This is a genomic window from Lysinibacillus parviboronicapiens, from assembly GCF_003049575.1.
In the GTDB taxonomy this organism is placed as follows: Bacteria; Bacillota; Bacilli; order Bacillales_A; family Planococcaceae; genus Lysinibacillus; species Lysinibacillus parviboronicapiens.
Genome location: NZ_PYWI01000005.1, coordinates 144,667 through 168,204 on the forward strand (window position 1 = coordinate 144,667; position 23,538 = coordinate 168,204).

General features: G+C 37.9%; 19 protein-coding genes. 11 read left to right on the plus strand and 8 right to left on the minus strand.

All coding sequences use genetic code 11. The features are described 5' to 3' along the window. Window positions 1–65 precede the first annotated feature (65 nt). The 10 genes from ilvC (at window position 66) to C9J35_RS07165 (ending at window position 13,070) form a co-directional block, all read left to right on the plus strand. Window positions 66–1,100: a ketol-acid reductoisomerase gene (gene ilvC, locus C9J35_RS07120; RefSeq protein ID WP_107923967.1), complete on the plus strand. Its 1,035-nt coding sequence runs from the start codon at window positions 66–68 to the stop codon at window positions 1,098–1,100. Next, on the plus strand, window positions 1,087–2,625 hold the full coding sequence (locus C9J35_RS07125; protein WP_107923968.1) for a 2-isopropylmalate synthase: 1,539 nt from the start codon (window positions 1,087–1,089) through the stop codon (window positions 2,623–2,625). The genes ilvC and C9J35_RS07125 overlap by 14 nt, the downstream gene beginning before the upstream one ends. A 118-nt stretch (window positions 2,626–2,743) precedes the next feature. Next, the gene (gene leuB / locus C9J35_RS07130; RefSeq protein ID WP_107923969.1) at window positions 2,744–3,844 is read left to right on the plus strand and encodes a 3-isopropylmalate dehydrogenase; all 1,101 of its coding nucleotides are present in this window, start codon (window positions 2,744–2,746) and stop codon (window positions 3,842–3,844) included. A 16-nt stretch (window positions 3,845–3,860) separates the two neighbouring features. Next, on the plus strand, window positions 3,861–5,270 hold the full coding sequence (leuC, locus tag C9J35_RS07135) for a 3-isopropylmalate dehydratase large subunit (RefSeq protein WP_107923970.1): 1,410 nt from the start codon (window positions 3,861–3,863) through the stop codon (window positions 5,268–5,270). A gap of 30 nt (window positions 5,271–5,300) precedes the next feature. Then, entirely contained in the window at window positions 5,301–5,891 is a 591-nt protein-coding gene (gene leuD / locus C9J35_RS07140; protein ID WP_107923971.1) for a 3-isopropylmalate dehydratase small subunit, read from the plus strand. Window positions 5,892–6,031: 140 nt separating this feature from the next. Beyond that, entirely contained in the window at window positions 6,032–6,682 is a 651-nt protein-coding gene (locus C9J35_RS07145) for a uridine kinase family protein (RefSeq protein ID WP_107923972.1), read from the plus strand. A gap of 103 nt (window positions 6,683–6,785) precedes the next feature. Further along, on the plus strand, window positions 6,786–7,667 hold the full coding sequence (rbsK, locus tag C9J35_RS07150) for a ribokinase (protein ID WP_107923973.1): 882 nt from the start codon (window positions 6,786–6,788) through the stop codon (window positions 7,665–7,667). A 300-nt stretch (window positions 7,668–7,967) separates the two neighbouring features. After that, complete coding sequence (locus C9J35_RS07155; RefSeq protein ID WP_107923974.1) at window positions 7,968–9,821, plus strand: dynamin family protein; 1,854 nt, start codon at window positions 7,968–7,970, stop codon at window positions 9,819–9,821. 548 nt (window positions 9,822–10,369) lie between these two features. Then, window positions 10,370–11,743: an MATE family efflux transporter gene (locus tag C9J35_RS07160; protein ID WP_107923975.1), complete on the plus strand. Its 1,374-nt coding sequence runs from the start codon at window positions 10,370–10,372 to the stop codon at window positions 11,741–11,743. 106 nt (window positions 11,744–11,849) lie between these two features. After that, entirely contained in the window at window positions 11,850–13,070 is a 1,221-nt protein-coding gene (locus C9J35_RS07165; protein ID WP_107923976.1) for an RtcB family protein, read from the plus strand. 165 nt (window positions 13,071–13,235) lie between these two features. On the opposite strand, the gene C9J35_RS07170 is transcribed toward C9J35_RS07165, so the two are convergent. The 3 genes from C9J35_RS07170 to C9J35_RS07180 all read right to left on the minus strand — a co-directional run bounded on the left by C9J35_RS07170 (window position 13,236) and on the right by C9J35_RS07180 (window position 15,432). After that, window positions 13,236–13,745: a ferritin gene (locus tag C9J35_RS07170; RefSeq protein WP_107923977.1), complete on the minus strand. Its 510-nt coding sequence runs from the start codon at window positions 13,743–13,745 to the stop codon at window positions 13,236–13,238. A 139-nt stretch (window positions 13,746–13,884) separates the two neighbouring features. Further along, window positions 13,885–14,520 carry a Bax inhibitor-1/YccA family protein gene (locus C9J35_RS07175; RefSeq protein ID WP_107923978.1) on the minus strand — a complete coding sequence of 212 codons (636 nt, stop codon included), beginning with the start codon at window positions 14,518–14,520 and terminating at the stop codon, window positions 13,885–13,887. Window positions 14,521–14,673: 153 nt separating this feature from the next. After that, a complete protein-coding gene (locus tag C9J35_RS07180) occupies window positions 14,674–15,432 on the minus strand; it encodes a TerC family protein (RefSeq protein WP_107923979.1) in 759 nt (252 codons plus the stop codon). Between the two features lie 521 nt (window positions 15,433–15,953). Between C9J35_RS07180 and C9J35_RS07185 the strand changes: the two genes are divergently transcribed. After that, complete coding sequence (locus tag C9J35_RS07185) at window positions 15,954–17,711, plus strand: ABC transporter ATP-binding protein (RefSeq protein WP_107923980.1); 1,758 nt, start codon at window positions 15,954–15,956, stop codon at window positions 17,709–17,711. 178 nt (window positions 17,712–17,889) lie between these two features. Here C9J35_RS07185 and C9J35_RS07190 read toward each other — a convergent pair whose 3' ends face one another. The 5 genes from C9J35_RS07190 to sigV all read right to left on the minus strand — a co-directional run bounded on the left by C9J35_RS07190 (window position 17,890) and on the right by sigV (window position 23,133). Continuing rightward, a complete protein-coding gene (locus tag C9J35_RS07190) occupies window positions 17,890–19,044 on the minus strand; it encodes a Ger(x)C family spore germination protein (RefSeq protein ID WP_107923981.1) in 1,155 nt (384 codons plus the stop codon). After that, window positions 19,041–20,501 (minus strand): spore germination protein, encoded by a 1,461-nt coding sequence (locus tag C9J35_RS07195; RefSeq protein ID WP_107923982.1) that lies wholly within the window; start codon window positions 20,499–20,501, stop codon window positions 19,041–19,043. Before C9J35_RS07195 ends, C9J35_RS07190 begins: the two co-directional genes overlap by 4 nt. After that, window positions 20,501–21,625, minus strand: coding sequence for an endospore germination permease (locus tag C9J35_RS07200; protein ID WP_107923983.1), 1,125 nt, complete (start codon window positions 21,623–21,625; stop codon window positions 20,501–20,503). Before C9J35_RS07200 ends, C9J35_RS07195 begins: the two co-directional genes overlap by 1 nt. Before the next feature lie 109 nt (window positions 21,626–21,734). Beyond that, the gene (rsiV, locus tag C9J35_RS07205) at window positions 21,735–22,622 is read right to left on the minus strand and encodes an anti-sigma-V factor RsiV (protein WP_107923984.1); all 888 of its coding nucleotides are present in this window, start codon (window positions 22,620–22,622) and stop codon (window positions 21,735–21,737) included. Further along, window positions 22,615–23,133 carry an RNA polymerase sigma factor SigV gene (gene sigV / locus C9J35_RS07210; RefSeq protein WP_054770081.1) on the minus strand — a complete coding sequence of 173 codons (519 nt, stop codon included), beginning with the start codon at window positions 23,131–23,133 and terminating at the stop codon, window positions 22,615–22,617. The genes rsiV and sigV overlap by 8 nt, the downstream gene beginning before the upstream one ends. Between the last annotated feature and the right edge of the window lie 405 nt (window positions 23,134–23,538).

The following is a 23,538-nucleotide window of genomic DNA, read 5'->3' on the forward strand; positions in this document are numbered from 1 at the left end:
CAGATAAGTGGCACATGTCTAAAGCTGGACCAAAAAACAAACCCAAACTTAGGAGGAAACAAACAATGACTACAATGTACTATGAACAAAACATCAACGAGGACGTATTAAAAGGTAAAAAAATCGCTATCATCGGTTACGGTTCACAAGGTCATGCACATGCACTAAATCTTAAAGAATCAGGTTTCGATGTAGTAGTAGGTGTTCGTCCAGGCGGTTCTTTCGATGCAGCAAAAGCTGATGGAGTAGACGTAAAAACTGTAGCTGAGGCTGCACAAGAAGCGGATGTTATCCAAATCTTACTGCCAGATGAGCGTCAAAAAGCAGTTTATGAAGCTGAAATCGCACCATACCTAGAAGCTGGTAAAGCACTGATGTTTGCGCATGGTTTCAATATTCATTTCGGCCAAATTACACCACCAGCTGATGTAGACGTATTCTTAGTTGCACCGAAGGGTCCAGGCCACTTAGTTCGTCGTCAATTCCAACAAGGTGCTGGCGTACCAGGTCTATTTGCAATCCATCAAGATGCAACTGGTCAAGCAAAAGATTTAGCACTTGCTTATGGTAAAGGTATCGGCGCTTCTCGCGGTGGTTTACTTGAAACAACATTCAAAGAGGAAACTGAAACTGATTTATTCGGTGAGCAAGCAGTTCTTTGTGGTGGAGCAACACAATTAGTAAAAGCTGGTTTTGAAACACTAGTAGAAGCTGGCTACCAACCAGAACTTGCTTACTTCGAGACATTACACGAATTAAAACTAATTGTTGACCTAATGTTCGAAGGTGGTATGGCTACAATGCGTTATTCTGTATCCGATACAGCTGAGTGGGGTGACTATGTTGCAGGTCCACGCATCATCGACGATTCAGTAAAAGCGCGTATGAAAGATGTATTAACTGACATTCAAGATGGTACATTCGCGCGTCGTTGGATTCAAGAAAATGAAAACGGTCGTCCTGACTACACGAAATTCAAAGAAGCTGGTGCCAACCACCAAATCGAAGAAGTTGGTACTAAGCTACGTGCTATGATGCCATTCATCAACGAAGGAAAAGAAAAAGTAGTGAGAGAAGTGAGCGTTAGTGCGAAAAATTGATATTTTTGATACAACACTTCGCGACGGCGAGCAATCTGCTGGTATTAACTTAAATACCGCTGAGAAGATTGAAATTGCCAAGCAACTCGAACGTTTAGGGGTCACAATTATTGAAGCAGGTTTTCCTGCTTCATCACCTGGTGATTTCGATGCAGTTAACCGTATTGCAGGTACTGTCAAAAATTCCATCGTGACAGGACTAGCACGCTGTGTGCAAAAAGATATTGATACAACATGGGAAGCGATTAAGCTAGCAGAGCAACCACATATTCATATTTTTTTAGCAACATCGCCCATTCATATGGAGTACAAGTTAAAGAAATCACCACATCAAGTGGTGGAGCAAGCAGTGGAAGCTGTGAAATATGCCAAAAAATTCTTCCCACTTGTACAATGGTCTGCAGAAGATGCATTCCGTTCAGATCGTGAATTTTTAGTTCGTATTATGAATAAAGTCGTTGCGGCCGGTGCCACTACAATCAACGTGCCTGACACAGTTGGCTATGCATCTCCTCAGGAATATGGAGCATTGTTTAAATTCCTGCTCGAGAATGTGAAAGGCGCTGAAAATGTTAAATTTTCTGCACACTGCCATGACGATTTAGGCATGGCGACTGCTAATACCATCGCTGCCATCGAAAATGGTGCTACGCAAGTAGAAGGTACGATTAATGGTATCGGTGAGCGGGCTGGCAACGTTGCACTGGAAGAAATCGCGGTTGCCCTTCATATTCGGAAAGATATATATCCTGTGGAAACGGGCATTCATTTACAAGAGATTAAACGTACCTCTCAATTAGTAAGCAAATTAACAAATGTGGTTATTCAACCGAATAAAGCAATTGTTGGGAAAAATGCATTTGCCCACGAATCAGGTATTCACCAAGATGGCGTGCTAAAAAATCCTGAAACGTACGAAATTATTTCACCAGCACTTATTGGTGAGGGGGAAGTCCCTCTTGTTCTCGGCAAACATTCAGGACGTGCTGCCTTCCGTGACCGTGCGGAAACAATGGGCTTTAATCTTTCAGATGACAAGCTAAATAAAGCATTTGCTGAATTTAAAAAGCTTGCAGATCGCAAAAAAGAGATTACAGAAGAAGATTTACTAACACTTCTGACAGAGCAACAAGTGCAAATTGAGGATGTGCCTTTATTTGAATTGAAAATGGTTCAAGTACAATATGGAACAGAAAATATTCCAACTGCGACAGCAACAGTTGTTACGCCAGAAGGTAATGTGAAAAATGTTGTGGCTACTGGATCTGGTTCAGTGGAAGCTATTTTCAATACGCTTGAACAGCTCGTTCCAGGAGCCATTAATGTGATCGACTACCGTGTGAAATCTGTCGGTAAGGGCCGTGATGCACTGGGTGAAGCTGTTATTAATATTCGTTACGATGGTGTTTCAACGACTGGTCGAAACTCATCACAAGATGTGTTAGAAGCATCTGCGAAAGCTTATTTAAATGCCATTAACCGTCATTTAATTCAAGTAAGCCTTCGTGCACTACAAGTGATTTAATTGTACTTGTTTTACAAAACAAAAAGGTCTCTCATCTGCAAAAAGTAGGTGAGAGTCTTTACTAAAATAGCGTAACCTTGATAGGCACTTACACTATATAAAGAAAGGTGTTTTTACGATGGAGAAAAAAATTACAGTACTTCCTGGTGACGGAATTGGACCAGAGGTTGTGGCTTCTGCTGTACGTGTATTACAAGTAATTGGCAAGCGTTTCAACCATACATTCCATTTAGGCTATGCAACAATCGGAGGCGCTGCCATCGACCAACACAATAACCCACTACCAGATGAAACAATTGAAATGTGTGAAGGAAGTGATGCCATTTTGCTTGGGGCTGTAGGTGGTCCAAAATGGGATAATAACCCACCTGAGTTACGCCCTGAAAAAGGATTATTACGTATTCGCAAGTACTTTGATTTATTCGCAAATTTACGTCCAGTAAAGGCGTTCCCGAGTTTACTAGATGCTTCACCATTGAAACGTGAAGTAGCCGAAAACGTAGATTTAATGATCGTACGTGAACTAACAGGCGGCGTATACTTCGGGGAACCACGTATGCGTACTGAAAATGGCGCAATTGATACAACAGTTTATTCAACAGCAGAAGTTGAACGTATTGTTGAAAATGCCTTTGAATTAGCACGTTTACGTGGAGGCAAATTATGCTCTGTCGATAAAGCAAACGTACTTGAAACAAGTCGCTTATGGCGTGAAGTTGTAGAAGCGAAGAAAAAAGAATATCCGGATGTGCAAGTAGAGCATAACTTAGTGGATTCTGTGGCTATGAAATTGATTACAAATCCAGGTCACTATGATGTTGTTGTCACTGAAAATATGTTTGGAGATATTTTAAGTGATGAAGCTTCCGTTATTACAGGTTCACTTGGCGTATTACCATCAGCTTCCATCCGTGGTGATAATTTTGGACTATACGAACCTGTTCATGGTTCAGCACCTGAGATTGCTGGCCAAGGCGTAGCAAACCCAGCCGCAACAATTCTTTCTGTGGCTATGATGCTACAATACTCATTTGGTCTAATAGAGGAAGCAGCAGAAATCGAACGAGCAGTAAGTGCTGTATTTGATGATGGATATTTCACTGCGGACCTTGCACGTGACGGTGGTCGCACGTTATCTACCAATGAATGGACAGATAAGGTGATTAATGAGATTGATACTAGCTTTGTATCAGAAAGTATTATGACAACATACATTTAAGAAATAGGTGAAGACAATGGGCAAAAATATAATTGAAAAGATTTGGGATAAACATGTTGTTTATCAGGAAGAGGGCAAACCGGACCTGTTATATATTGATCTTCATTTAATTCATGAAGTAACTTCTCCGCAAGCTTTCGAAGGTCTACGCATGAACGGTCGTAAAGTGCGTCGTCCTGATTTAAGCTTTGCAACGATGGATCACAATGTACCTACAAAAAATTTACCAACTATCAATGATCCGATTGCACGCAACCAAATTGAGACATTAGCAAAAAATGCTGCTGAATTTGGTATTGAGCTTGCAGGTATGGGGCACCCCGACCAAGGGATTGTACACGTCATTGGACCAGAGCTAGGGTTAACACAGCCTGGTAAAACAATTGTTTGCGGTGATTCCCATACTTCTACTCATGGTGCTTTTGGTGCCATCGCATTCGGTATTGGTACATCAGAGGTAGAACATGTAATGTCTACACAAACATTGTGGCAAAACAAGCCGAAAACGATGGAAATTCGTGTAGAAGGAGAGCTACCTGTGGGCGTTGCTGCAAAAGATATTATTTTAGCGATTATCTCTAAATTTGGCATCGGCGTTGGCACAGGCTATATTGTGGAGTTCACTGGAGAGGCAATCCACAAACTATCAATGGAAGAACGTATGACAATTTGTAACATGTCCATTGAAGCAGGGGCAAAGGCAGGCCTTGTGTCGCCTGACCAAATTACCGTTGACTACATTCGAGGTCGTCGCTATGCACCACAGGGCGAGAAATTTGAAGAAGCATCCACTTACTGGTTAAGTCTAGCATCTGATGTCGACGCAACGTATGATGAAGTGCGCATTATCAAAGCTGAAGAAATCGAGCCAATTATCACGTGGGGAACAAACCCTTCGATGGGCTCAGGTGTTTCTAAAAATGTGCCAATGCAAGCAGATTATCAGGATGAGTCGGATCAGGCTGCACTTCGCAAAGCACTTGCTTATATGGGCTTAGAAGAAGGGCAACCACTAACTTCAATCGATATCCAACACGTATTTATTGGTTCATGCACAAACTCACGTTTAAGTGATTTACGTGCAGCAGCAAGTATCATTCAAGGACGAAAAGTACATGGAAATGTAACAGCCATCGTTGTACCGGGATCTCATTCAACGAAAAAGCAAGCAGAGGCGGAAGGATTAGATAAAATCTTTACAGAAGCTGGTTTTGAATGGCGTGAATCAGGCTGTTCAATGTGCTTAGCCATGAATGATGATGTTGTACCTGCCGGTGAACGCTGTGCATCAACATCAAACCGTAACTTCGAAGGACGTCAAGGTACAGGTGCGAGAACACATTTAGTATCACCACAGATGGCAGCGGCTGCAGCGATTGCGGGTCATTTCGTGGATGTACGCGAATTCGTAAAGGAAACGGTGTAAGGGCCATTCACACGGAAAGGATGATTGAAAATGGAACCAATTAATATCGTAACTAGTGTCATTACACCACTAGATCGTAAAAATGTAGATACAGACCAAATTATTTCAAAAGAGTTTTTAAAGCGGATTGAGCGCACAGGTTTTGGTCAGTTTTTATTTTACCACTGGCGCTTCGATGCACAAGGAAATGAAAACAAAGACTTCGTATTAAATCAACCACAATTTAAAGACTCTAAAATATTAGTGGCGCAAGATAACTTTGGCTGTGGTTCTTCTCGTGAACATGCACCATGGGCCATCTTAGACTATGGATTTAATGTAGTCATTGCACCATCATTTGCAGATATTTTTCATAATAACTGCTTCAAAAATGGCATATTGCCTATCAAACTAACAGAAGCACAGTGTGATGAAATATTAGCAAAAGGTTTAGCAAAACCTTATAGCATGGCAGTAAATCTCGCAGCACAAACAGTAACAGGCGAAGATGGTCAGGTTTATAGCTTTAACATCGATTCTTATTATAAAGAAACGTTATTGAATGGCTGGGATGAAATTGCTCTAACTATTAAATATGAAGCACAAATTGCTGCATATGAAGCACAACGTGTAGCGTACTAATAGCAAAGGGAGTCGTCTCAGGAAACATTTGAGATGGCTTCTTTCTTTGTTAGAAAGTGTACAATCTATAAAGATTGTGCGCTTTTTTTAGTACTCAATTCATAAAAATAAGCTTATTATATACGTAAAGGAGGAGAGAAATGGATACATTATTACAAGAAATAACAACTTGGCTCAAAACAATGGATGAACGGATAGTTATTGGCATTTCAGGACTTGGTGCAGCTGGGAAAACAACATTTGCCAATAGGCTCGTAGACCAACTAAATCAACAACAAGTGAATTACATGAATACAGATCCTTATATTGTTAGTTCAAACATAAGAAATCAAGCAATAATCGACTATACATACCAAAATGAAAATCATCGTTATAAAATGACAGCTTGCCATCCATCCGCGCATCATTTACCTTCTTTAGAAAGAGATATTCGGATGCTTAGAGATGGTTTAAATCTATATACAATCGATACACATTATATGAAAAGCGAGTTACTTTCGTCACAAAAAAGCGTATCGATTGTAGAAGGGATGAGTGTTGCATTTGTGAATCCAGCTTTATTTGATTTGAAAATTTATTTCTATACCGATGGTGAAACAGAATTTATGAGAAGATCGAGTCGTGATATTGTTGAAAGGGGAATGGATATTAATTATTTAAGGCAGTCACACGAAGAACGTCGTATTCAGTATGAGGTCTTTATGCAGCCATACAGCCAGCATTTTGATATTATTATAAAAACTTCAGATGAAGCAATCACTCTAGAAAAAAATAAATTTACATTTAAATAATCATATGTTTATTATACTTTGGCTTACTGGTTGAACAACGTAAGTATTTTTAGACCGTTGCTTATCAAGATGCTTACAAACTTTCGAGGAAAGAGGTAGAAATATGATCACTGTTATTGGTAGTTTAAATATGGATTTAGCAGTAAAAATGGATGTTTTTCCAAAGCAGGGTGAAACAGTGCTTGGAGAACAATTTCAAACAATCCCAGGTGGCAAAGGGGCTAATCAGGCAGTTGCGGCGGCGCGATTAGGAAGTCAGGTAAATATGATAGGGTGTGTGGGTACAGATAGCTTTGGTGATACTTTACGTAACGTTTTACAACAAGAGCATATTCATACAGACACAATAACAACAGCTTCAGTACCCACTGGCATTGCCAATATTCTATTATACAATGACGATAATCGTATCATTGTGGTACCAGGTGCAAATTATGAATTGAGTCCCGTACACATAGAGGCTGCAAAGGAGGTCATTCAGCAAAGTCAGATGGTAATCATGCAACTTGAAATTCCGAAAGAGACGACGGATTATGCATTAAAATTATGTAAAGAAGCGAATGTGCCAGTATTGTTTAATCCCGCACCAGCGGCGAATTTTGACATGCGATGGATGGAGGAAATTACGTATATGACGCCAAATGAATCAGAATGTTTATTGTTATTTGGTGATGACTTTGACGAGGTACTGAAAAGATATCCAAATAAGTTAATCATCACACTGGGTAGTGATGGTGCGCGTTTTTTTGATGGGGAATATCCTATTCATATCCCAGGCTATATGACAAAAGTGGTGGATACTACAGGTGCTGGAGATACGTTTAATGGTGCATTAGCACATGCATTGGTAGAGGGTCAATCGTTGGATGAGGCAGTATATTTTGCGAATATAGCAGCGTCCTTATCAATTGAAAAATTTGGCGCACAAGGTGGCATGCCAACTCTTGGAGCCGTCTATGCACGCATGAGTGGCTGTGAAGAATAAAGAGTATTAGTCCCGATCTAACAAGTTTTTAAGATAAGGCTTTGTACAGCTCCCTGCATAGTTAGATACGAGTGTGATTGCATTACCAAAATTATATTATTAATATTATTTCTTTATATCTGGATAGGGAATAGTTATTGAGGAAGACGGTCATATATCATAAGTAATAATTACTATTTGTGACAACTGCAAATAAGTACAATATCCTTTTTTGTTATCTCTCCCTAGTACAATGTATAGGAATTATATTAGTTTCATTTATAATGGAACTATAGATATATAGGAAAAGAGGTTTTGGGGATGACGAATTTTGACAATATTCCACTTGAATATACAGCCTCAGCGAATAATATTTTGCCACAGCTTGTAGATCGTTTGCGTCAACTGCATGGCATTATTGTACAAAATACATATGTAAAAGATACGGCTAAACACTTAAACCGAATCATCCAAGATGCTAACAACCAAACAATGCTACTAATTGTTGGCAAGGAGCGTGTCGGGAAAACAACACTTGTGAATGGTCTTCTTGGTCGCTCTGTTTTACCTGTAAATGATAAAAATCCTACAGGCGTTAATACATTTTTGCGATACGGCGAGCAAGAGGAAGTAAAGGCGTATTTCTTAGATGGCGTGGTGGCGGTATTTGATATGAGTAAATTAGAGTTACTCACAACCGGAGATACATTTGCATCACAAATTTTACGCGAGCATCTAGATTATTTAGAAGTCTATCTGAAGAATGATTTATTGAAATCTGTCACAATTATTGATTCTGTTTCATTAGAAGCAGGAAGTGGAGAAATGGCCTACTTCTCCGAGTCACTTATCAACCGGGTCGACGAAATTTTTTGGGTTTTACGTTCGGGCTCAAAGGCTATCGATGCAGAGGTCTTATTAATTGATACATTAAAAAATAAAGGGGTCGAACCTCTTTGTGTGATTAATGGCATTGACACAAATGATAACTCCGAGGCATTTGTGTTGGCTGAGAAAGAACGTATCGGACAATTAATGAGTGATTTCATCGCAGTTTCTGCCACGGATGCTCTTGAAGCAAAACAAACTCAAAATGAAGAGTTATGGCAAAAGAGCCAATACGATAATCTGATTGCACAAATTCATCGTATTGCTGTAAATAGTGATAAGAAAACGTACGCCATTTTAATTCGCTTCTTGCAATGGCTGGAGCGATTCCGCTTCGAACTGACGGTTATTCCACAACGTGATCCATTCCAATCTGCTGTAGAAAACATTGAAAAATACGCCGGCGATACACAATATGAATTTTCACGTTACCAACGTGATTTAGCAATTGTACAAGAATATGAACAAGAGTATGAACAGGTTGCAAATGTCTTTAAAAAAGCTCAAACACTGTATCAACTGTTGCAAACTATCTCGCAAAATGATTATTTACAAGATGACATAGTAGAAAACTTTACGGAAAAGGCTATTAACTATCAACAAATGTTACGTGAATATCGAAATATGCATAGTGAATACATGCGTGAATATGAACGGTTGGATGCACAGCATAAAAAAATTCATGGAAAAGGGCTGATGAAAGCTATTTTTGGCCATCATACACAAAATGAATTTTTTAAGGAGCGTGTCAATAAGTTAAATGAACAGCAAGTGGTGTGCATTGCACAATTTGATAAGGTACAGGAAGCGGAAGCATCAATGCTTCAGGCAATCTATTCGATACAAAGCTATTTGATGGATTTAGCAAAAAAGCGTTTGGCGCGTATAGAGCAAAAAGTACAAGAGCTCAATAATCAACGTGCTAAAGAAAAGCGTCAGTTAAAATTATATGCTGACAAATTAAATGAATTTTCATGTTTAATTGAAGCACAGGGTTATATAAAAGAGACAATACAGCCGTTTTTAATGGATGACAAACTTCCACTACGTGCTAAGGATCAAGAAATGCTTACAGAAACAATCAACAACATCATGGCCATTGATTTATCGAAGAACGGCTTACTTGCTCGAAGTCAAATGAATAATAAAATGGAAAACAAAGAAATACCTTTTGAGGCAAAAGAAAAATATCTGTTACATATCTTAGCTTTAACGGAAACAGATGTCATCTCAAACGATATACCAGAAATACCTCGAAAATTGGATATACAATATAATAATGAATGATAATCCATGAATAAAAAGATGTCCTAAAAGTATGATTTTTCTTTTAGGACATTTTTTTGTTTTATGCTGTTCTTCTTCGTTGTTGCGTTGTAGTTATGCGCAACGTCAGTAGTATTCATCCAGTTTCTTCGTTGCCTAAATTTTCTAAAAACCTATTTTTTCATAGCTAACGCTACTCTTCAGATGGTTTCCTCATAAAATTCTCCTTTTTTGAATCACTCTTAACAGTTATCTCCACAGGACGTATTTATCTGTGCTGTGAAAAGCACAGATTCCACGGATACGTTAAATTGCATTTTTAAAAATATGTCATTGACTGAATATAAACGTTGTATTATTATGTTTGTAAATAAACAAACATTATAATATTTTGTTTGTGTTTAGTCTTTCTTATTTTTAGTCGAAGCGTTTAAGAAGTTGAGCACCCCATTTTGGTAAGAGCTTGAACCGAGCTTTATTAGTGGGCTCTACTAATTCACTGAATGGATTAAAAAAGAATTGTTTTTCTAAAATTATAGAAATTCAATATGTATTAGGAGGTTATGAAAATGAAGAGAAATAATGGAAGTTTAGATAGGTTGAAAGCTAATCCAATGATTGCTTTTTTGATTCCTGTCATTTTCGCCAGTGTTTTACAATCATTGGGTCAGGTCTTTGGGATTATTGTTGTTGGTCAAACACTAGGCGTTGATGCACTCGCAGCCATTTCGGCATTTTTTCCAATATTATTTTTTCTTATATCCTTTGCCGTTGGCATTGGCTCAGGAAGCTCAATTCTGATTGGGCAAACGTATGGTGGGGGCAAGATATCCAAAATGAAAGAAGTAGTTGGCGTAACGCTAGCCTTTACAATGCTTGCTTCAGCCTTTGTTGCCATACTTGGTAGCATGTTTACAGCTAATATTTTGAGATGGATGGGAACACCCGAGAATATACTACAAGAAAGTATAGAGTACGCTAGAATTTTGTTTGTGTCGTTACCCATTACTTTTATGTATATGACATATACCACTTTTCTGAGGGGGGTTGGAGATTCCAAAACGCCCTTGTACGCATTAGTTTTGAATACGGTTTTAAATATCACATTGTTGCCGCTTCTTATGTTTGGATGGCTAGGATTACCTGCGTTCGGGTTAAATGGTGCCGCATATGCTGCTGTATTCGCCAACTTCATAACCTTTGTATTCCTTATAGCGTACTTATACACAACAAAGCATGTGTTAAAACCTGATCGTACAATTTTGCGAAATCTCTATTTTAAAGGTCCGATAGTAAAAAAACTTTTGACATTAGCCATTCCTACAAGTATTAATATGGTGGCAATCGCTATGTCGGAAATAGCTGTCATTACATTTGTCAACGATTATGGTTCCAATGCTACTGCAGCGTACGGTATTGTCAATCAACTTGTAAGCTATATACAAATTCCGGCAATGAGTATTTCCATTGCGATTTCCGTATTTGTTGCCCAAGCCATTGGCGCTGGAAAAACTGCTACTATCCAACAGATAACAAAACTTGGGGTTAAGTTAAATTATCTACTTGGTGGCGGACTCATAGTAATTGTTTATCTCTTTGCTGAACCTATATTAAAAATATTTTTAACAAATGATGTAGCTATTGAAATGGCAAAAAGTCTTGTATTTATTTCGTTTTGGGGTTATGTACTGTTTGGTCATATGCAAGCTTTGTCTGCAACCATGCGCGCAACAGGCACGGTTTTGTGGCCAACTGTCTTTATGATTGCGAGTATTTGGCTAATTGAGGTACCGACTGCCTATTTCTTGTCGCATTATACCGAACTTGGTATTACAGGAATTTGGATTGCGTATCCTGTAGCGTTTATGGTCAATCTACTTGTGCAAGCTACTTATCATCATGTTGTTTGGAAAAAGAAATCTTTAAAGGCATTATTGGCGTAAGAAAGCTGTGGAGTGAGCCCATTCTTTATCAAAACTTTACATAGCATATTTAATACATGAAACAAAATATGGTGTTTAAACGTATAGTAGATAAGGAGGGAATGTGATGATTCATATTAAAGGACACTACACGGATGCGAAGATTTACGCACAGACGCCGCTTCAAACAGCCATTGACCAAATACAGGCATTAACAAATCAAGCTTTTATGGCTGGGACAAAGGTACGTATTATGCCCGATTATCATGCAGGCAAAGGTTGTGTCATTGGCACAACAATCCAACTAAAAGACCGTGTCGTACCTAATCTGGTGGGGGTAGACGTTGGTTGTGGTGTTTTTGTCGCAGAAATTAAGGAGTCAAAGATCGATTTTGCAAAGCTCGATGCGACGATTCGAGAATTTGTTCCGAGCGGACAAGAGATTCATCAAGAAGTAGTACCTGCACGTAGTTTTGCTGAATTTGAGGGAAAACAATTCATCGCAAGTGGCTTAAAGGATGATTACACGAATTTATCCCTTGGTACGTTCGGTGGTGGTAATCATTTCATCGAACTTGCAAAGGATGATCTGGATACTCATTATTTATTAATCCATACAGGTTCTCGTTATGTTGGGGCAAAGATTGCTAATTGGCATCAAAAACGTGCCTATGAAACGTTACGTCGTGAGGATTTAACAGAAAAAATTAATGACTTCAAAAATCAGGGGCGTGCACAGGAAATTCAAGCGATGATTCAGGCTTATAAAGAGCAAAATCCGAAAGTATCAAAAGAGCTAGCCTATTTAGAAGGCGAGTATTTTAATGATTATATACATGATATGAAAATTGCCCAGCAATACGCACGCATGAATCGTTGGACAATTGCCGAGACAATTGCTAAACACATGGCTTGGGATTTTACAGAAACGTTTGACACGATTCATAATTATATAGATACGGATACAATGACGCTACGAAAGGGAGCGGTGCGTGCCGATGCAGGAGAAAAACTTGTTATTCCAATGAATATGCGAGATGGCTCACTTATTTGTATGGGGAAAGGGAATGTTGAGTGGAATTGTTCTGCGCCACATGGAGCTGGACGTATGTACTCTCGTCGTGTCGCAAAACAAGCGCTGAATATGGATGATTTTAAAGAAACGATGCAGGGAATATGGACAACTTCTGTAAACGAAGAGACACTAGATGAAGCTCCAATGGCCTATAAGCCGATGAGTGAAATAACTTCAGTTATCGAAGATACAGTTGATATTTTAAAAATCATTAAACCTGTTTATAATTTCAAAGCGAGTGAAGCGGTGAAGCCGTATGAGCGAAGAGCGTAAATTGTACGACGCAAGGCGTGAATGCCTTGCTAATCAGCAATTCAATAAAAGGCAAGTGTTATCATATCTAGATTGCCGTAAATGACAAGGCTTACCATAAGCATAATCGCTGTGGTAAGCCTTTTAGGTTTGAAGAAAAGTAAAAGATACTTTAGTGCTTAGTTACTAGGCTTCAGTTGCAGGTGTAAAGGTACGTGTTGCTAATTCGCCATCTAACATGAAAATCGCATTTGAATCGTTTTCGATACGTTCAATTTTATGAATTAATGTATCGAAAGTAGATTCTTCTTCTACTTGCTCGTCAATAAACCATCTTAAAAATGCCATTGTTGCGTGTTCACGCTCGTCTAATGCAATATCAGAGAGGTTGTAAATGCGACGCGTGACCTCTTTTTCATGCTTCAGCGCAGATTTAAAAGTATTTAAAAGAGAATCAAAATTATTATCTGGACTTTCAAAACCATAGATAGTTGCACGGTAGCCCATATCACTTAAAAAATTATAAAATTTCATGGCATGGAAGCGTTCTTCTTCAGCCTGTACTAAAAAGAAATTGGCAAAACCGTCATAGGCCTCATCCGTACAGTATGCTGCCATTGCCAAATAGGCATGTGCAGAGTAAAATTCAAAGTTCATTTGATCATTCAGTGCTTTGTGTAGTTTTTCAGATAACATAAAAGTTTTCCTCCCTTAGTAGTAAATACCTTCTACTTACTCTTCTAGTATATAGTGAATATAGGCTGTCGTACAAAAAAATTGTTTTTCATCGTAATCACTGCAAAAAACAATTGATATTGGTTCTCAATTAGAATATTTAGTCAAACTGATTTTTTAAGCGCCAAATAAGTTCTAACAGATTGGTAAATAAATTGATAAAATCCAGATAAAGATTTAATGCCATACCAATGACTGCCTCGTCTGACACATGATTATGCCGAATTTGGTTAAAGTCATACACCGTATAGATACTGAATAGTAGTACAGTGATTGCAGCGATGATAAGCCCAACCATATTACTGACAGGGACGAATATAAAAATAATGGAAAATACAAGTACCACCATCAACACAGTGAATAAATAGCTTCCCCAATTTGAAATATCTTTATTCATCAGCATGCCAATGAGTGCCAGTGCTATGAAGATGACAACGGTTGCGCCAAAAACAAGTAAAACGAATTGTTGCCCTAGTTGCCCAATGTAGAATTGTGTTGTCCAAAAAAGTAAAATACCCATTAAAAAGGGGATAGAATACATAATCGAATGAGCGAGCTTCATGCTTCGAACAAAGCAGGTAATAATAAGTAGGATAATACAAATAATTGATAAAGGCATTACCATTGCAGGGGGCAATTGAGTCGCAACAAGCATACCTACTACAGTCAATACCCACATAAAGGTAAAGTGTTTGAGTATTTTATTTAACTTTTGATTTCGATTGGCATACGCCATTTTGCATGGTCCTTTCTTTTGTAAAATAACGTCATAGTATGTATACGAATGATGGTAAGAAAAGATTCTGAACGTACATTAGCTTTGTCAATGATGCATATAGAAAAACATTCGCCAAGACGATTTGTCGAGGCGAATGTTTTCACTATATAATTATGCATTTTTCTTTTGGTTTTTGATACCTACTAAGTAACCACCTAAAGCAATAGCAACTAGTACAACCCAGAAAGTGACCTTCCAAAGCGTTGAGTGTGGAAATTCGTGTGGAATCACACCTAGTTTTTCATGCGCTAATGTTAGTACAGCTAGCTTCACACCAACCCAACCAACGATTAAGAAGGCTGCTGTTTCAAGTGATGGGAATTTATCAAGGACGCGAACGAACCAACGTGCAGCAAATCGCATCATAATAACTCCGATAATACCGCCTAAGAACATGACACCGAACTGCCCAGCATTAATACCACCAATATCAAAATTACCTAAATGTGGTAGTGTAACCGCAATCGCAACTGCTGCTAGAATAGAATCGACAGCAAAGGCAATATCAGCAAGTTCGACTTTAACAACAGTCATCCAGAAGCCAGATTGTTTTTTCGGTTCCTTAATTTCTTCGGTTTCCTGAGAGGCTTTCCGAGAATCATAAATATGCTTAATGGACATGAATAATAAGTAAGCAGCTCCGATTGCTTGAATTTGCCAAAAGTTAACAAGTACAGTAATTAGGAATAATGCCGCAAAACGGAAAACAAAGGCACCAACTAAACCATATAATAATGCCTTTTGTTGTTGAGGTTTAGGTAAATGCTTTACCATTACTGCCATTACGACCGCATTATCTGCAGCTAACAAGCCTTCAAGAACGATTAATACGACAAGTACCCATGCGTATTCTAATAATATTGCTTCCAAATTTGTTTCCTCCTTTATGATTGGAAAAGAATAGAATATATTGCTTTCTACCAATTTTTTATTTTTTAGGCAAAAGAAAAAGACCCATGCCTAAAAAATAGGCAAAGGTCTTGCTAAGCAATTATCTGACATTTTTCCAGATAAATATTTCGTACCTGTGACGATGCTTTCGGTACAAATAACATCTGTCTCTTAGACAAACATCTTTGTAATTGTTGCTAAAGCTGTCGGTACAGAAACCATCTATACAAAAGCGTAGATGGTTTTGCTATCACACCCGATGGCAAGTGCCATGTAATGACGAATGTGAAACCAGATGTATCGCTCACATCTGCTAGCTACTCCCCCTTGACAAAATTGTCAAAAGCTATTCAGTTCTCTTACAAAGAATTATATCATGTGTGCGGTGAAAAGCAAAAGAAAATATAGCAATAAATTGAAAATATTTTTCCGAACAGTTCTAACAAATGATACTATTAAATGATAAGTGAAATTTTTTACAACTTAGAGAGGAGACATACATGTATAAAAAATTTTTCTCATATTACAAACCACATAAACGATTGTTTGTCATCGACTTTTCGAGCGCGATTATTGTGGCCATTTTAGAACTGGCTTTTCCTTTAGCTGTTCAGTGGTTTATAGACGATCTACTGCCAACAGGCAATTGGGGCACAATTGTCAACGTCAGTGTATTATTATTGCTGGTGTATGCACTGAGCACAGCCTTAAACTTTATCGTTAACTATCTTGGGCATAAACTCGGGATTAATATTGAAACGGATATGCGCCAAGAATTATTTAACCATGTGCAACGTCAGTCATTCCGTTTCTTCGATAATACCAAAACAGGTCATATTATGAGTCGTATTACCAACGATTTATTTGATATTGGCGAGTTTGCCCACCACGGGCCGGAAGATTTGTTTATTGCAGTCATGACGTTCCTTGGAGCTTTCGCTATTATGTTCAATGTGAATCCGACACTTGCACTGATTGCAGCCATCATGGTGCCATTTTTAACTTGGCTTGTTACTTTCAGTAATGTGAAAATGAACAAAGCATGGAAAACGATGTACGGTAAGATTGCCGATGTCAATGGTCGTGTGGAAGATAGTGTGTCTGGTATACGCGTTGTAAAATCATTTACAAATGAAGCATTTGAGATGGAGCGCTTTAAAGAACAAAATGGGCTATTCCGCTCAGCAAAATTATATGCTTATAAAATTATGTCAGGGACACACTCAAGTATTTATATGATGACGCGTTTATTAACTTTGGTAGTCCTTGTTGTCGGGGCTTGGTTAAGCTTTAATGGTAAATTATCTTACGGAGAGCTAGTAAGTTTTGTCTTGTATACAAATGTTCTCATCAAACCAATTGACAAAATTAGTGCATTACTAGAGCTTTACCCGAAAGGTATGGCAGGTTTTAAACGTTTCCGTGAGCTTGTGGAACAGGAACCTGAAGTGCAAGATCGAGAAGGCGCACAGGCAGTCACACATTTATGTGGTGATATAGCATTTAAAGATGTACATTTTAATTACGACACGTCAAAATCTGTTTTAAATGATATTTCATTTGACGTTCGTGCTGGACAAACGATTGCTTTTGTTGGTCCATCAGGAGCAGGGAAAACGACGATTTGTTCTCTTATTCCGAGATTTTATGATGTCACTAGTGGGGCGATTACAATTGATGGTATGGATGTGCGTAATATGACACAAGCCTCATTGCGTGCACAAATTGGCATCGTGCAGCAGGATGTCTTTTTATTTACAGGTACTATTCGTGAAAATATTGCCTATGGTCGATTAGATGCAAGTGAAGAAGAAATTCAAGAAGCTGCAAAAAAAGCGCATTTACAGACCTTTATTGCAGAGCTTCCAGATGGCTATAATACACAAATCGGCGAGCGTGGTTTAAAATTATCGGGCGGTCAGAAGCAACGCCTGGCAATAGCCCGTATGTTTTTGAAAAATCCGCCAATATTAATTTTGGATGAAGCAACTTCAGCGTTGGACACAGAAACCGAAATGATTATTCAGCAGTCTTTAACAGAACTTGCAGCTAATCGGACAACGCTAATTATTGCGCATCGTCTTGCTACCATTCGTAATGCTGACCGTGTTCTTGTTGTGACACCAAATGGGATTGAAGAGGATGGTACTTATGATGAACTTGTTGCGCAAAACGGCATTTTTGCTAAGCTTCACCATATCCAGTTTCGAAAAGTGCAAGGACAACAAACCATGCAGGAATTTGTTGATATGACGTAATAAAACCTTGCCTGATAAAGAACAGATTTTGCGTCACTCCTGCTCAACAAACCAGACCCACAAGATTAAAAGAAGTGACTACTACTGGACAGTCTGTGGAAAGGGAAGCAAAAGTCAGCTACAACGACTCACCAAAAACAAGGGGTTTGGTAGATAGCCCCTTGTTTTCTAGTTGCAATCATTCATTGATCGTTTCGTCAAATGTTTTTCGTCCAGGATTCACTTTATTTACATGGACATCAATTTTGCTAATCGTATCAGATGTTAAATTGATTTTCCTATCTTTCTGTAATTTTTTCCATGTTTTCACATCTTCGCGATAGAGTGCTTCAGAAAGATTGTAAATATCAGTATTTTTTTTCAATGCTTCCTCATAGGTTGCTTTTATTTCCTTTTTGACTTCTTGTATTGTTTTCTTTCTGATTTGGTCCACTGATATTTTACCTTTAAAGCCATTAACGGTTACATCGTATTTGAGGTCTATCTCAAACGTCACCTGATCGTTCTTGACAATTGGATGAATGTCTACACCAATTTTTTTCAATGTTGTCGTTAAATAATCTCTTTCTTCACCATCTAATTTAAAGGTTAATTGTCCTCTTTTTGTTTTATTATTCATCCATTGCATACCTCTCGCAGCATCATCCTTAATAAAGCCTTTAAAACCATCTTTTGAAAGTATGCCAACACCTGTCAAGGCAGTTTCCTCGGAAGACTGGTCTGCAGTTTGCCAATTTTTATTTATGGTCACTAATGGGATACTCACTTCATGGCTTGGTTCATTCAACCCTATGATTAACTTTCGTAAATTAACCGGTTCAACAAATGATTCTTGGGCATCTGAATTGAGTGGGTTACTTAGTTTGGATGCTGTTAGCGATTTATCTATGATAGGTGTTATTAAGAGAATTTCTTCAATGGATTCCTGTGTGCAATAAGCCCAAATTTGATATCTTGTTTCCCGATGACGTAAAAAGCTATCGATAATTGGTACAGCATGCTCACTTTTCATGGCCTCCTCCGATAAAATAAGGTAGGTCATATGTCCCCAAAATACTTTTTGATCGATGGAACGATATAATTTAAAAAGAGCTTCCTCCATCGTTTTACCTTTCGCACGTCCTATCTCAGCCTGTGTTGGATTTGGATTCGGTTGCTCAGATTTAGCAACGTTTGAAAAGTCGATAATTTGCATGAATATTTCATATTCATCATCCTTGAAATCAATACCGACTCCATGAATATAATACATTCTTTGAGGCTCGGACACATCCCAACAACCAGAAAGTAATGTAACGACAAGTAATAAAAGTAAGAAAAACTTTTTTCTCATTTTTTATCTCCGCTTTTAGAAGTACGAGTGTTATCTTGTGGCGCAAGTGGCTTAGGACGCTCTACATAGCCTTTTGGTGATACCCGAAAGATGGATTTTTTGATGGTTGCCCAATCTAAATCTCCAGCAAGGTTCATGTAAGAGTAACCGAATATTCGTGTATTACATAGGTATAGCAGTGTAAAATAAATTGAAATGAAGAATCCAAATAAACCTAAGAAGGCACTCAACAGTATAAAGATGACTCTTAGTATACTGATGGTGGTGACAAGCGACTGATTAACAAGCGTAAATGATGCAATTGTAGAAACAGCAATAATCACAATCATTTCTGGGCTCGTCACACCTGCCCGTATGGCTGCATCACCAATAATTAATCCACCAACGACGCTAATTGTGCCACCAATAACAGAGGGGAGTCGTAAGCCTGCTTCCCGAAACAGTTCAAACATTAGTAGCATAATGAGCATCTCAAGTGATGAAGGTAGTGGAAGGCCTGTTTTTGCTTGTACGACCGTTGCTAATAGCTGTAGTGGTAACTGGTTCTGGTGAAAAGTCGTTAAAGCTAACCAGAAAGCTGGTAAAAGCAAGCCGATTAAGATACCAACAATCCGTAAGACACGTTCAAGAGAACTGAAAATTACGGGATACTCATTATCTTCTGCAGACTTTAACAGTAAAAATAAATTAACCGGTGTAATCATGGCATACGCTACACCGTCTACGAAAATGATGAAACGTCCTCTCACTAATGCTTGAATCGCATAATCTGGCCGTCCGGTATAATCGAATTTCGGGAATAATTTTGAGTTTTTATTGATTCGTTCCATCAATAAATCGCCACTAAATACAATGTCAGTATCTACCGCTGCTAATTGCTTCTTAATGCCATGTAAAATGTTGAAGTCCACAATATCATCAAAGTACAGAATGGCGACCGTTGTCTTTGAGCGTGCGCCTAAATCCATTTTTTCCACACATAAAGAATTAGTAGGGAGACGCTTGCGTAATAGTGCGATATTTACCGAAATATCTTCAATAAAGTTATCCCTAGGACCTTTGACCAGAACTTCCAATCTTGTCTCTTCGGGATTTCGATTTGGTTTTTTTGCAATATTACTAGCATATAAAAGTGATTCTTCTTCAAAGAAAAGCAGTAGATACCCTGTGTAAACAAGTGAAATGGCCTCTGCTTTATCCGTTACTTGCTTTAAATTTGGAATGTGCAATTGTGTAATGACGCTCTCGGCAATCGACTCATCAGCTAATTTATTGAAAAAATATTGCACACGTTGAATAATGACTTCATTGAGTAATTGCTGATCGATCATCGCATTACAAGTAATGAACTGCACTTTATGGTGCGAAAATGTATATTCTTGAAAATCAATATCAGCAGATTTTTGGAATAATTGTTTCAAGGTGTTTAAATCTATAGCCTTCTCCACCTGGGGCATTATGATTCACCGCTTTCCATTTCTTGTTTATGTGGTTTAACCTTCTTAGATGCCTTATCTGATATGAAAGCAACAATTACAAATAAAATTGATAAAAGTAAAAAGAAAATAAAAGTAGTTGTCAGTATATAATTCCCTTTAACCTTTAAAAATATGTTTTCATTCAACATCATAAGCGGTAAACACAGGAAGAAGAAGGGTGGAGCGAGAAATTTCCATATGCGCTTTGGATCACCGGTCATTTTTAACAAATCTGCTACAATGTATAAAATGAAGCTGACGCGTATAAATGTACCTGTTAGCCATTGGTAAATAGAGAAAAAATCAAGATGTTCGATATAGCGTCCGATTGTCACAAGTCCCCATTCCTCATAGGCCGGATACCGTTGCTTTGCAGCTTCACTAGGTCCGAATTCAGTAATGGCTCCAATTAATGGCCCCATTGTCAGCCCCATTAAAATAATAAGTATGATGGTAAAATGATACCAACGGATACGTCCTTTAATTTGATGCTGTAGAAACAACAGCATTATTAGCTCCACAAATCCGGATGCGGGGTAGATCAAGCCTTTGACAATAGGTTGAAAACCGTGTTCGAAAAATGGCCGTAGTAATGAGTAGTCTTTCACTTGCATATTTGTAAAGGCAACAAAAAATCCTAAGACTACTACGCCAAATAACACAAACACATTTAAAATAACAATAGTTTGTATGCTTGTAGTAACGAGTAGTATACAGAGGATTGTATAAATAAATAACAATAGAATGACTGGTGTTTGTGGTAAGAAAGTGGTATTTATCCATTGCAATGTTTCGACCATCGTAAAGGCTGTCATGATGACTAAAAAACCCACAGTAAAATAAATAATAATTCTAGCGCTAACTTTCCCAATCTTTTGCTCTAGCCAATCTTTTAGAGGATCTTGCTTCGTCTTTTTTTGAATATAAACTAATAAAAATAGCCAAAAGAATATAATGAAAGCCGCAATAATCACCGATAACCAACCATCTCTTCCTGCAACATCTAACAGTGGGGGGAGAATGGTTACATGATTTTTTAAGCCAATAACTGTCATTGATAGGAAGATAACATGTAATATACTAATTGATCCTACGTTTTTCATATGAAAACCCTCTAACATATATTGATACAATATAGCTTAGACAAAAAGTTGAAGGATTATAAGTAATGAAAAAGGCACTATCTCATGTAAATTGAGATAGTGCTTTCTATTAATGTATATACTTATTGCTAACAAGTTTATCTTGCAAGACATCTGTTGGTATTTCAAATTCAACAACACCCATATAGCCAGGTGCGACCTCGTATTTATCAAAGGAAATCATGAGTTTTCCCTTTTCAGAAATATAGAATTCTTGCTGTGCTTTTATGCTCGTAAATTCGTCAAAAAGTTCCTCATCAGCAATACCAGCATCTTTGATCCAATACACTTTGTCTGCCTCACTTGCGCTTTCTGCACGCATTTGCTCCTTGATGTTTTCACTAATCACATTGATATAACTATCATCTTTAAAGAGCATTGGTAATGTGATTAAAATTTCATTTTGTATATCAATCGTGTCGTAATGCATAACAGTTGAAGAAGAAGCAACTGTATTAACGGTATATCGACCAATCGATAAAATCTCATCGTTATCCGTTTTAATTTCATAGCCGCTATCTACGCCTAAATGACCGCCACCACTTGCTTTTAAATCTCCAACATCTGCTATAAATTCATTATAAAGTGCTTTACCTTCTGAACGGTATTTTTCATTTAATGTATTGGCAAGATCTTTATTTTCTAAATTTTCAATAGAAGGTACTTTAATGTTCGCATCGTATGTGTCTTCGGCAACTTCATATTCTGTCCACGTTAAAACTTTTACAACACTACCGACAACAGGTATGTCAGCAAGTGTACGTGCCATTGCAGGGCTAACATTTAAACTAGCTGTAAACAGCATAGCGGCAGCCGCAGAGCCAAGTAACCATTGTGGTGTTCGATTCTTTTTCTTTTTTTTCCCTTGTTTTAATGCATTCTCCACGATGAAATCTAGCTCCTTCGGTATCGGTACGTTATTATAGTGTTTTTCTAATTCTTTTAATTTTTTATCCATGTGATGTTACTCCCTTCACATCTTGCAATTGTATTTTTAGTAGTTTTAACGCTTTATAAAGCCGCGATTTGGCTGTACTCAATTTAATGTCAAGTATGTTGGCAACATCTGCGAGCTTTAAATCTTCAAAATAGTGCAAAATAACAACTTCACGATACATCTGAGGCAATTCTTCTAAGGCATGCTCCAAGTCTACGTCTTCGTAGACATCCTCTTGAGCAGGTGTTAAATATTGCATGGTGTCATCGTCTGTCACTTGTAAGCGTTTATGCTTGCGTAAAAAATCAATTGCCGTACGAACAACAATTTTGTAAAACCAGCTTTTCATATAATCCACATTTTCTAAGCGGTCGAGAGAAAGCATAGCTTTTTGAATACTGTCTTGTACAACATCGAGGGCATCCTGTTCATTCTTTGTGTAGCTATACGCGAGCAAATAAAAACGCTCTTTCTGTTCACGAATAAACTGGACAAACACCTCTTCATGTTGAAATGCATTTCTTGTTTTCATGTCTAAAGAAGCTCCTTTATAACTTAATTCAGCTGAAGTTCCACTCTATATAGAGTGTTGAAATGAATACCATAAGCTATCGATTCAGTGGTAGTAATGCGCCATCTGAAACAAGTTCATGCTTTCGGCGGATTTGTCACAGATTTTTTGAGAGTGTTGGCAAGCTCAAGTAAAAATCTGGACGAAATTACACTGTGGCGTATTTAATCATTTCATTGTATACAACTACTAGACGTGCGAAAGAGGAGAAAAAGTTGATGGAAAGAAAAAAACTTACCCTGATATTATCCCCTTTAAGTAGACAATGTTAAAAAAACTACAGTACGCTGTAGATAACATTTTACTTAAAGGGGATTTTTGTATGCCAAGAAAAAATTGCACCTATTCGAATGAATTTAAATTACA